This is a genomic window from Peptoniphilus olsenii, assembly GCF_040545475.1.
GTDB classification, from domain to species: Bacteria; Bacillota; Clostridia; order Tissierellales; family Peptoniphilaceae; genus Peptoniphilus_A; species Peptoniphilus_A olsenii.
This window is the reverse complement of record NZ_JBEPMA010000023.1, coordinates 1-12,307: the sequence shown is the minus strand read 5'-3', so window position 1 is coordinate 12,307 and position 12,307 is coordinate 1. Positions and strand designations below refer to the sequence as shown.

The window sequence follows — 12,307 nt, the reverse complement described above, 5'->3', positions numbered from 1 at the left end:
TTCCATCAGGTGCTGTAAATTTATTTTCTGGTAAAGTGTATTCTGTGTCTTTTTCCACCTCAACTGGTTTCATTGTGCCTGTTCCTTCACCTGCTGCAAAAGTTATTGTAACAAGATTTGTTAATTCTTCCTCTGCAAAAACGCCCACAGGCACTGCCAATAACATAATAAGGGCTAGTATTAAACTTATTATTCTTTTATTTTTCATAGCTTACCTCCTTATAATAATTTAAAAACATTTTCCCTTATCATCATTATACCCTTTAATTTGCAAAAAAGTCCAATTTTAATCACTTTTTAGAAAATTTAATCATTTTGTAACATTTGATTTGGCGTTTTACAAATTACTTTATTTACTAAATTTTTACCATATATTTACCAATCATTTTATTATAATATTTCTAATTATTCTACAACCGAGAAAGAATTATGTTTAATAAATACAATATTTTACTATAAAATAATGGAATTGTTTTTAACTTTTTTGTAATAAAAAATAAACCCACATAAGTGAGTTTACTTTCTAAATTTTATTAATATTTATATAACTAATGCTAATATCAGTTTAAAATTATTACTTAATATAAAATTAAATTGATGTTTACCATATATTAATGAGCAGTGCCGATACATCGTCTGTCTGCTCTCCATCTATGAAATCCAATAAATCATTTTCTAAGGTTTCTAGTATATCAATATTTAATTCTTTGACTATATCTTCTACTCGTTGCATACCATATGCTTCTTTGTTGCTATTTCTATTTTCTATTACTCCATCTGTCATGAGGAGGAGTTTGTCACCGGCAAATATGTCTATTGAATATTCGTGGTACTCTGGTTTTGCGAAAAATCTAGATATTGGATATCCACTTGATTCGAGTTTTGTTACTTCGCTATCTCTTATTCGCATAGGTAGTGGCATATGACCTGCGTTAGAATATTTGAAAGAGTTTTTCTTTCTATTGTAAACTCCATAAAAGCATGTGAAGTAATTTTCTATCTCGAGCCTTAATGTGGTAAATCTTTCTGAAATTGATTTTAGCATTTCGCTAGGTGAAAGTAATATTCTCATATTTGATGTTCTTATCATTGATTTGATAAACATTGTTACCATAGATGCTGCAAAGCCATGCCCTACAGAGTCAGCTATATATATGGCTACATTGTCTTTATCTATTTCAAATACATCAAACATATCTCCACTTAATATATTGGAAGGTCTATATATATAGTTTACTTTTAAATTCTTTTCAAAACCTCTATCTGGCAGCATTGTTCTCTGTATTATTGAAGCGGCTGCTGTCTCATTGGTCATAGTTCTATTTTTTTCTATCATTTCTTTTTGTAGTTTACGTGCCATAGTTACATTTCTAAAAACTTCAACTACTCCAATTATTTCTCCATAATCGCCAGTTATGGGGGAACATTTTACAGAAAAAATAGAATTGCCAATATTTTCTTCTCTTTGTATTACCTCGCCTGTTTGCAAGGCTCTTTTGGTAATAGCTGGATTGAATACATCGTCACCTATTCGGCATACTAATTGTTTGCTATCATAGCCCAGCATTTCTTCCATAGCTTGGTTGACAAAAATTACTTTCTCATTTAGATCTAATACTCTAATTAAGTCAGCAATCCCGTTTAATACTTGTAGGTCTATTTTTTTGTCATTTAATTGTTCGCTCACGGTACCACCTCATGCTACCATTACTACTTTTTATTTATTTTTTGGCTTTGGACCAAAATATTGATAGTAGTAAGATTTTAATCTTCCATTGTACAATTTTCTATTTTTATGTGCCTTTTTTCCAAAGTTTTTTTCAAATTTTTCATTTGCAGATATAATATAGAAAGACCAAGTGTCTAAATATTTATACAATTTACCTAATTCTGCATTTAATTCATCTACGTCTTCTTTGCCAATTCTCTCTCCATAAGGAGGGTTTGTGATTAATACTCCATAGTCATTAGGTAAATCTAACTCTCTTATATCTTTTTGGAAAAATGATATATCTTCTTCTAAACCTAAAAGCTCCGAGTTAGCTTTGGCTATTTCTATAGCTTTATAGGATATATCTGATGCGGTTATTGATAATTTTCTGTCATAATCTATCTCAGAATAACAAATTTTCTTTTCTTCTTTGAAAAAACTTTCATCTAAAAATGCAAATTTTTCAAAATCAAATTTTCTCATTAAGCCAGGTGCAATATTTTTACCAATCATAGCTGCTTCTATAGGTATTGTTCCAGACCCACAGAATGGATCAGCTAGAAGTCTATCGCTATTCCAATAGCTAAGTTTAATTAGTGCTGCAGCTATTGTTTCGGATAATGGAGCTTTGTAATTAACTTCTCTATATCCTCTTTTGTGTAGCCCATCACCTGATGTATCTATAGTTATATCGGCTATGTCATTTAAAAGTGATACTTCTATTCTAACTCTTGGACCGCTTTTTTCAAACCATGAAATTTTATATTTTGTTTTTAATTTTTCTATGATTGCTTTTTCTGTTATTCTCTGAGAGTCAGAAATTGAAAATAATTTTGATTTTCTACTTCTTCCTTCGATTATAAAATCATCATCTTCCCTCAGATAATCAGTCCAGTTTATATCATAAACTCTGTCAAAGAGTTCTTCAAAAGTTGTAGCTTCAAATCTATCAATTAAAAGTAATATTCTTTCGGCTGTTCTAAGCCTTAAATTTAATCTGGGGATGTCTTCTAATTTTGCTTCTATTTCAATTTTGCCATCGCTAACTTTGAAATTTTCGTATCCTAAATCTTGAAGTTCTCTTTTAGTAATGGCTTCAAGTCCGAAGTTCGTGGTTGCGATTAATTTTATGTTTTCCATATCCACCTCTGATACCATTATACAAGATTTCAATTTCTTTGTCTTACTTTTGTGTATTTTTTTATTAAAAGGGTATAATTATTTTGTAAGAAAAATATTTAAATTTTATGGGGGTATATATGAAATTAACTGAAACAATTCAAACAGCAGACTGGAAATCTGAAAAACACGTTCCTGCAATTACTATTGATAAAGAAGATGGTGCTCTAAAAATTAAAGCTTTTGTAGGGGAAGAAATCGAACACCCTAACACTCTAGAACACCACATTGCATGGATTAAAGTTTTCTTCAAACCTGAAGGAGCTAAATTCCCAATTGAAGTTGGTTCATATGAATTTGCTGCTCATGGTGAAGAAGATTTACTAACTGTTCCTTGTGCAGAAGCAACAGTTAAAGCTGACAAAGGCGGCGAAGTGTATGTATTAAGTTATTGTAACATTCACGGTCTTTGGGAAAATTCAGCAGAAGTATAATTTAATATTTTATAAAGAAACGGGGCGTTGTCTCCGTTTTTTTATTGCTTAAAATTATGTAAAATTAGAAAATTTTTTATAATTCTATTTTTGAATAGATATTGTATAATTTTTATTAAAAAGGGGTTAGGACTTTCTCATTTGTCGAGATATCCTAACCCTAATTATAATTTTATTTAATTCCCAATAAATCTAACAGTCCTGTTGAGTTTAACCAGATACCAAAAATTAAAACTGGGGCTATATATTTAATTAAAATTTTCCAGTACATTTCCGATTTAAATGGCATCAATCCATTATTTTTTATTTCCGCAGCTGCTTTATCAGTACCCCAAACATAACCTATTACAATGCACATCATCAGTCCACAAAGAGGCATCAACACAGCTTCGGCAATATAACCTACAAAGTCAAAAAACGCCATCCCAAAAAATTTAGTTTGCCACACTCCATTAGATAAAGATTCAGGTATAGATATTAAAAATATAATTATGCTCAATACATATACTGCCTTTTTCCTATCCCAATTTCTATTATCAATCAAATAAGAAGTAGGTACTTCTAACAAAGATAAGGATGAAGTTATTGCCGCAAATAAAACCAATAAAAAGAACAATGCTCCAAATAAAAATCCACCCGGCATAGAACCAAATACTGAAGGTAAAGTGACAAATATAAGTCCTGGACCTTCTGATGGATCAAAACCAAAAGCAAAAACTGCTGGCAAAATTGCAAAACCTGAAAGTATAGCTGCGGCAGTGTCAAATAGTGGGACCATGACTGCATTTTTCTCGAGATTTGCTGTATCAGAAAGATAAGAGCCGTAAGTTATGGTTATTCCCATGCCAAGAGATAATGAGAAAAACACTTGGCCAAGTGCCGCCGAAACAGTGGACATGGATAGTTCTGATAAATCTGGTTTCAAGAAAAATCTTACACCATCCATGGCACCGGGTAAAGTAACAGAACGTATAGCGGTAACAATTAAAAGTATGAATAACAGTGGCATCATAAATTTGGCTGCTCTTTCAATTCCTCTTATAACTCCAGCCTTTAGAATAAATAAATTAATCAAAATAAATACCAATGTCCAAATAATAGGTTCTAAAGGACTTGTAATAAATTCACCAAAAAAAGCTTCTGAATTTGTGCTCAATACTTTTGACTGCCCAATTACATAAGAGAAAAAATATTTTAATATCCATCCACCAATAATATTGTAGTAAGTAACTATTAAAAAAGCCACTACAACACCTATAACTCCAGCAAAAGTATATTTTTTAGCAATTTTTCTATATGCTCCAATAGGATTTAATTTTGTAAAACGTCCTATTGTCATTTCACCAAGTATACACGCAAAGCCCACCGTCAACAAAATACAGAGGTAAATCAGTACGAATATACCTCCTCCATTTGTACCAGTCAAATATGGAAATTTCCAAAGATTTCCAAGACCAACGGCAGATCCTACAGACGCCATTAAAAATCCAAAGTTACTAAAGGTTCCTCTGGGACCTTTTGAACTTTCTGCTTTCATACTAATTCCTCCCCTTTTTTAATAATTTTAATGAGAATTGTATAACATAATTACTATAATTGCAATAGATTTCGAAAAAAATAAATTTATTTATTTAAAGTGCCAAATATTTATTTTGTTTATCAGACTTTTCTTTTGGGGTTAAAATGGATAAAGAGTGATTTTTAGAATTAGCGAGATGTTTTAATAGAGTTTTTTTATTTTACCATTACATATTTTTCCCACTACAAGCAAGACTCTTTATGCGTTTGCAAGCTCACTTAGTCGAGATAACATTGGAAAGGGCAACGACAACCCCCACAACTATCATTCCGAGCGTAAAATCCGAAGGGTTTGTAGTCGAGGAATCTGCCTGTATAGGAGTCGTTCTGCATGAATTAATAGAAGGCTTTTTTATTATATTTTCCATTACACTTCTTTTTTTTACCTAAACAAATACTCCACGTCACATGCAGATCTCTCCATGCGTTCGCTGCCGCTCACTTAGTCGAGATGACACTATAAGAGGATTTCATTTAAGATTTACTATTGTCATTAGAATACACAATAGAATAATTACCGAGAATTGAAGTCTAAAGGCCACGAAGACCCCCACAACTGTCATTCCGAGCGTAAAATCCGAAGGATTTGAAGTCGAGGAATCCGCCTGTATAGGGGTAGTTCTGCATGAATTAATAGAAGACTTTTTTATTATATTTTCCATTACACTTCTTTTTTTACCTAAACAAATACTCCACGTCACATGCAGATCTCTCCATGCGTTCGCTGCCGCTCACTTAGTCGAGATGACACTATAAGAGGATTTCATTTAAGATTTACTATTGTCATTAGAATACACAATAGAATAATTACCGAGAATTGAAGTCTAAAGGCCACGAAGACCCCCACAACTGTCATTCCGAGCGGAAAACCCGAAGGGTTTGTAGCCGAGGAATCTGCCTGTATGGGAGTCGTTCTGTAGGAATAATTAAAAATCTTTTTTTAATAAATATTTATTAACCACAAATTTACTATTCTTCTTTCGCTCAGAATGACATGAGGAGTGAAAATTATTCTCTTAATTTAAAAAAAAGTGGAACCCAAGTCCCACTTTAGTAATAATCAGTACAATGATTTCTTGTATATTTCTAAAATATCTTCTGATGTCAATTGTTTGACACCTTTTATAGTTCCACCTGCATGTGTGGCTGCACGTTTAGCCATTTCTTCTAAATGCTCATCATCAATGCCAACCTCTTCAAGAGTCATTGGTATATGCATTTGTTGTTCAAAAAATTCATGCAATGCTCCTATTGATTTTTTTGCATCTACAAACTTATCATTTGTAGGTCTTATATTAAATACATTAATGCCAAAGTCACGAATCATATCTACCGTGCTATCATCCAATATATGATTCAAAAATCTTGGTGTTAGTATTGCAAGCCCAATGCCATGAGTTAAATCATAAAACGCTGATAGTTCGTGTTCCATAGCATGCACTGACCAATTAGTATCTTTACCTGTATTTAATAATCCATTTATTGCCCAAGATGAAGCCCACATGATGTTAGCTCTTGCGTCATAATTGGTTGGATTGTTAAGTGCTATTGGTCCATAATGAATACAAGTTTTTAATATAGCCTCTGCCAATCTATTTTGCAAATAAGCCCCGTCATTTAATGTGAAATAATTCTCCATAGTATGACTCATAATATCAGCAACGCCTGCAGCGGTATGTCTTTCATTTACTGAATATGTTGTTTCAGGATTTAGTATAGAAAATTTGGGCGTTGTGTATGGAGATCCGAAACCTAATTTTTGTTTTGTTTCAGGATTTGTTATAACACCCCCGGCATCCATTTCTGATCCTGTAGCTGCAAGTGTCAGTATTGTGCCTATAGGCAGCGCTTTTTCAATTTTTTCCTCTTTAATTACAATTTTCCAAGGATCGGCGTCCACAAATGTGGCACCTGCTATTAATTTTGACAAGTCAATTACAGATCCGCCACCAATAGCCAATATAAAGTTCAAATCATTCTCACGAACAATTTTTACACCTTCACGTGCAGATTCTACTCTTGGATTAGGCTCAATGCCACCCAGCTCTTTATAAAATATGTTTGCTTTTTTTAGTACTTTAATTACTTTGTCATAAAGTCCTATAGTTTTTATAGATCCTCCTCCATAAGTTATCAAAACTCTATCACCATATTTTTGAATTTCATTAGGTAAATCTTTCAAAAAATCTTTTCCAAACATTATTTTTGTGTCTACATTCCAAATAAAATCTTTCATAAAAACCTCCTATTCTTTAAACTGCGAATTATAAAGTTCTGCATATATACCATCTTGTTCTATTAACTGACTATGGATGCCTTTTTCTACTATATCACCATTTTGTAATACCAAAATGACATCACTATTTACTATAGTGGAAAGTCTGTGAGCTATGACAAAATTTGTCCTTTCTTGCAATAAGTTGTTCATTGCTTTTTGAATTAAAGCTTCTGTTCTCGTGTCTACAGAGGATGTTGCTTCATCTAAAATCAGTATTTGTGGATTGGAAAGTATCGCACGTGCAATAGTCAAAAGTTGCCTTTGTCCCTGTGAAATATTAGATGCATCTTCGTTTAAAATAGTGTCATAACCTTTGGGCAATTTCTCTATAAAACTGTGACAATAAGCTTTTTTAGATGCTTCTATCACTTCATCTCTAGAGGCATTTTCATCACCATATTTAATATTTTCATATATGGTCCCTTTGAATAACCACGAATCTTGAAGTACCATTCCAAATAGAGACCTTAAATTTTCTCTTGATACATTATTTATATCTACTCCATTTATTCTTATATGTCCACTGCAAATATCATAAAACCTCATCAATAAATTTACTATAGTAGTTTTACCTGCCCCTGTGGGTCCAACAATTGCAACTGTAGAATTTTTGTTGACAGAAAGATTTAAATTATTGATGACAGGACTATCTTTCTCATAGGAAAAGCTCACATCATCAAAAACTATATCTTGAACAGGACCTGTTATTTCATCTGTCACAATTTCTTCTTCCTCTTTGACATCTAAAAATTTAAATATCCTCTCACCAGCGGCAATAGATGCTTGGAAAATTGAAGCCATCTCCGCTAATTGTTCTATAGGACCATTTAATTTTCTGACATATTGTATGACAGCTTGAATATCGCCAATAAATAAACTGCCTCTTACTACCAATAAACCACCTACAAGAGATAGCATTACATAGCCAATATTTGAGATAAATGTCATTACTGGTAGCATTATTCCAGTCATAAAACTAGCCCTATAACTAACTTCGTAAAGATTATCATTTATTTTTAAAAATTCTTTTTCAGCTCTTGATTCATAATTAAAGGCTTTAATTAATTCCGAACCCGAAAAACTCTCTTCAACAAAACCAACCATCTGTCCAAGACCTTTCGATTTCTTCTTAAAATATCCTTGCGATTTTTTTGAAATATATTTTGTTGAAAAATATGTCACAGGTAAAGTAAATAAAAAGACTAAAGTTAGAATTGGAGATATCTTTATCATCACAAAAAGTATACCTACAATCAAAACAACAGAAGAAAGTAAAGAAGAAACAGTCTGTTGTAAGTTTTTGCCCAAAGTCTCTACATCATTTGTCATTCTCGAAAGCAAATCACCAGTGCTATTGTTGTCAAAAAATTCAGTCGGAATGTATCTTACTTTTTCAGAAATTTCACGTCTGAGTCTTGCAATTAATTTTTGAGTTACACCAACCAAAATTCTTCCTGTGAAATATTCAAATATTCCTTGCACAATATAGATTATTACAAGAATTATACAAATATTAATTATAAATTCAAAATCTATAGCTGCCTTATTTTTTAAATTCTCAAATATTCTAGTTGTAATATTCCCCATTAATTTAGGTGATATAATTTGCAATACAGAAGTGAAAATAGTGAAGATTATAGTTGCAAATAGAGGTAATTTATAAGATTTTAAATAACCGATTATTCTTAAAACAGTATTTTTTTTCTTATTCATAATCCTGCCCCTGACTTAAAGCTATCTCGCGATAAACTTCATTACTTCTCATCAACTCGTCATGTGTCCCATAACCAACAGCTTCACCATCTTCTAATACAAGAATTTTATCAGCATTTAATATAGTAGCAACTCTTTGAGCAACAATAATTACTATTTTATCAGATAAGAAATCTTTAATACTCTTTCTTACCTCATAATCAGTTTTATAATCAAGTGCTGAGAACGAATCATCAAAAATATACACGGATGCGTCCCTCGTGAGTGCTCTTGCTATGGCTAGCCTCTGTCTTTGTCCACCGGAGAAATTTACCCCGCCTCGTGAAATAAATTTGTCTAAAGCACTATCACTTAAAAAGTCTCTCGTTTTGGCAAAGTCAAGTGCATTATTTATTTTAGTAGCATCGGCCATTTCGTTTGCGTATCTCATATTATCTTGTACAGATTTAGAGAAGAAAAAAGCCTCCTGTGGTACATAAGAAATATTTTGCCTTATATCATAATTATTAATATTTCTAATATCTTTACCGTTAATAAATAACTCATTAAAACCAGGCTCATAAAATTGAAGTAAAAGACGCAATAGAGTAGATTTACCTGAGCCTGTGCCACCGATGATTCCAAGAGTTTCACCTTTTTTAACATTAAAACTAACATTGTTTAATACTTTTCTATGAGCATCTGGATAACCGAAATTTATCTTATTACCTTTAATTTCATATATGTTTTCATTTAGTCTTTCCTTGCCGCCGGTCTTAGTAGTCTTATAATCTAAAACTTCATTAATTCTATTCATAGATGCATATGTCCTTGGTATTAAAGATAGTAAAAAACTCATCATAATTAACGCCGTAAGAACCTGTGTAATATATTGGATATATGCCATCAACTCACCCACACCAAGTTCTCTAATATCAATTAATTTAGCACCAAAATACATAACACATACTAAAGCTAGATTTAGAATAATAGTAAGAACTGGACGCATATTCACAAGTAATTTATTTACCTTAATCGCCATTTGAGTATATTTTTGATTTGCCTCTTCAAAAATCTTTTCTTCTAAACCATCTCTTGAAAAAGCTCTAATAACTCTAAGCCCTGTTAGACGTCTTCTAAACAGTTCATTTATCTTATCTAGTCTTTTTTGTAAAATTGGAAAATAAGGTATACCAATTTTTAAAATAATATAAAGACCTACTGCAATAAATGGTATAGTAATAGGCAAAATAATAGAGAGTTTTAAATTTGTAGATAGAGCCATTATTAAACCACCAACAAACATTAAAGGTCCCCTAATTAGTGGTCTTAAAGCCATTAGAACCATCTGCTCAACTTGGTTTACATCTTCAGTTGTTCTCGTAATGAGAGATGAAATAGAAAAGTGTTCCACATCATCAAAACTCAAATAATTAATTTTTTTAAATAATTTATAGCGTAAATCACGTGAAAAAGACATAGAAGTTTTAGAAGAATGATAAGCAGCTGACGCTCGGCAACTGACAGTCAAAAAAACAACAATTATCATCACAAGTCCTGTTCTCATAATGTAATTTGTATCTCCATAAGCAACACCTTTATCAATGACAAGAGACATTAACTTAGGCAAAAAAAGCTCTCCTAAAGCATTTCCAAACGTTAGGAGGAGAACCACTAAAATTCTTAATTTATATTTTATTAAACCATTATATATCTTCATACTTCCCCCAATAAAAATATTTTATCACATTCATATATTTAGAACAAAAAGTAGATTAGAATTAAATATATAAGGACAATATTTTTAATAATGTATTATTCTAAATTTACCCATTTTAAAAGAATTTATAGAAAAAGTAATCAAGTAAATAAAACAAGAACTTTGGTAAGAGAAGATGAAGATATTTTATAAAATATAAAAAAGACTTTTATTTAATTCTACAGAACTACTCCACTACAGGTAGATTCCTCACTCTTCGAGTACACGGCGATTACAGAAAATTCGTGATAATTTTCTTCCACTCGGAATGACAGTTGTGTGGTTTACATTACCCTTTCCAATGTCTTCTCGACTAAAAAGCATTGCAAAAGCATAAATAGTCTTGCATATGGAGAAGAGAATATGTAATGGTAAAATAGAAAATTTAATATTAAAAATAAGAAAACACTTCTATTTACACAATAAAAAAAGGTGATGTTGCAGAATAGATGATTCTACTCTGTAACATCATTTTTTTATTAAGTATTCAAGTTTAGCCATTGTATTTTTTCTTTTTAAAATATTCTTTAGATAAATTTAGCCCTTTTCTCTTAAAAATGGGTGCACTTAATAAAGCTATACTTTTGAAAAATTTTTTCTTAAGCAGCTTTGTGTTTTATGATTTCTAAGTTATTTTTTATTATTTTTGTTCCTAATTTATTTAGGTTCAATGCTATGGCTAAAAGGTTTATTTCGCTTTTTATATTCGATTTTCCTTTATGTTTAAATCTTTTATATGATAAACCATCTTTAATTTTAGAAAATGCTCCTTCTGCTTGGATTGTCCTATTTATTCTTTCTTCTATCCCTTCTGGTGATGTTATATTTTTCAAGGATATTTCTCTATAGTATTGGACTGTTTCTGAAATATATATTCCTTCTTTTGATACTTCATTAAAAATGATGGTTACTGCTTCCAAGACTTCTTCTGAGGTCAAATTATCGTTAAGTCCTAATTGTTTTATGGCTTTTACTCTTAGCTTTTCTTGAAATTTTTCTATACTACCTCTCCATACAAAGCTATACCTACTAGCATAAGATTCTAGCTTTGTTCCATCTATGTAGATACTGGATAAATCTATTTGATTTTCTTCTATAAGAATCTGCACCATTTGATTAAGTATATTTGGTGTTAATTCTACGATTTTCTGTCTAAACCTGTTTATTGTGCTATGGTCTGGTGGTTTTTGTGTATCGAGTAAGTACTTAATCCTTAAATCATATTCACAAGCTTTTTCTATTGCTCTTGATGAAAATATTCCTTCTGAATAGCAGAATATTAATATTTGAAGCATTGTTACTGGGTTTATAGCTGATTTTCTACCATATGATGAATAGACTTTTTTTAGTTCTGATAAGTTCATCCTCTCAATTATATTTTTTACAAGTCTTAATTTTACATCATCTCTTATATATATTTCTGTATTAAAGTTTATTTTTAATTGTATTGTATCATTAATTAATGTAAAATTAGTTAATGACAATGTATCTTTTTGTTTTTTCATAAATACATTGTATCAAAAAAGACGAGGATTTTTTCATTTCCTCGCCTTTTTTATTTTAGGACTTTTGCAACAGCCCCTCTTTTTATCTTTTATTTTTATTAGTCAAGTATTTTTGATACTACGCCTGATGCTACTGTTCTTCCACCTTCACGTATTGCGAATCTTAATCCT

10 protein-coding genes are annotated in these 12,307 nt (G+C 31.2%); 1 reads left to right on the top strand and 9 read right to left on the bottom strand.

The features are described 5' to 3' along the window. The 3 genes from ABID14_RS09875 to ABID14_RS09865 form a co-directional block, all read right to left on the bottom strand. On the bottom strand, positions 1-208 hold a 208-nt coding region (locus ABID14_RS09875), incomplete at its 3' end, for a hypothetical protein (RefSeq protein WP_354369565.1). A gap of 393 nt (positions 209-601) precedes the next feature. After that, complete coding sequence (locus ABID14_RS09870; RefSeq protein ID WP_354369563.1) at positions 602-1,687, bottom strand: SpoIIE family protein phosphatase; 1,086 nt, start codon at positions 1,685-1,687, stop codon at positions 602-604. A 30-nt stretch (positions 1,688-1,717) separates the two neighbouring features. After that, a complete protein-coding gene (locus ABID14_RS09865) occupies positions 1,718-2,851 on the bottom strand; it encodes a THUMP domain-containing class I SAM-dependent RNA methyltransferase (RefSeq protein ID WP_354369561.1) in 1,134 nt (377 codons plus the stop codon). A gap of 119 nt (positions 2,852-2,970) precedes the next feature. Here ABID14_RS09865 and ABID14_RS09860 point away from each other — a divergent pair, with 119 nt between their 5' ends. Further along, entirely contained in the window at positions 2,971-3,324 is a 354-nt protein-coding gene (locus ABID14_RS09860; RefSeq protein ID WP_354369559.1) for a class II SORL domain-containing protein, read from the top strand. A gap of 172 nt (positions 3,325-3,496) precedes the next feature. On the opposite strand, the gene ABID14_RS09855 is transcribed toward ABID14_RS09860, so the two are convergent. From ABID14_RS09855 to ABID14_RS09830, 6 genes are all read right to left on the bottom strand, one after another. Beyond that, positions 3,497-4,861 (bottom strand): sodium-dependent transporter, encoded by a 1,365-nt coding sequence (locus tag ABID14_RS09855; protein ID WP_354369558.1) that lies wholly within the window; start codon positions 4,859-4,861, stop codon positions 3,497-3,499. A 1,101-nt stretch (positions 4,862-5,962) separates the two neighbouring features. Then, a complete protein-coding gene (locus ABID14_RS09850) occupies positions 5,963-7,138 on the bottom strand; it encodes an iron-containing alcohol dehydrogenase (protein WP_354369556.1) in 1,176 nt (391 codons plus the stop codon). A gap of 9 nt (positions 7,139-7,147) precedes the next feature. Further along, positions 7,148-8,893: an ABC transporter ATP-binding protein gene (locus ABID14_RS09845; protein WP_354369554.1), complete on the bottom strand. Its 1,746-nt coding sequence runs from the start codon at positions 8,891-8,893 to the stop codon at positions 7,148-7,150. Continuing rightward, entirely contained in the window at positions 8,886-10,592 is a 1,707-nt protein-coding gene (locus ABID14_RS09840) for an ABC transporter ATP-binding protein (protein ID WP_354369552.1), read from the bottom strand. The genes ABID14_RS09845 and ABID14_RS09840 overlap by 8 nt, the downstream gene beginning before the upstream one ends. Before the next feature lie 638 nt (positions 10,593-11,230). Continuing rightward, entirely contained in the window at positions 11,231-12,136 is a 906-nt protein-coding gene (locus ABID14_RS09835) for a transposase (RefSeq protein WP_354369550.1), read from the bottom strand. 98 nt (positions 12,137-12,234) lie between these two features. Next, on the bottom strand, positions 12,235-12,307 hold a 73-nt coding region (locus ABID14_RS09830), incomplete at its 5' end, for an EF-Tu C-terminal domain-related protein (protein ID WP_494338279.1).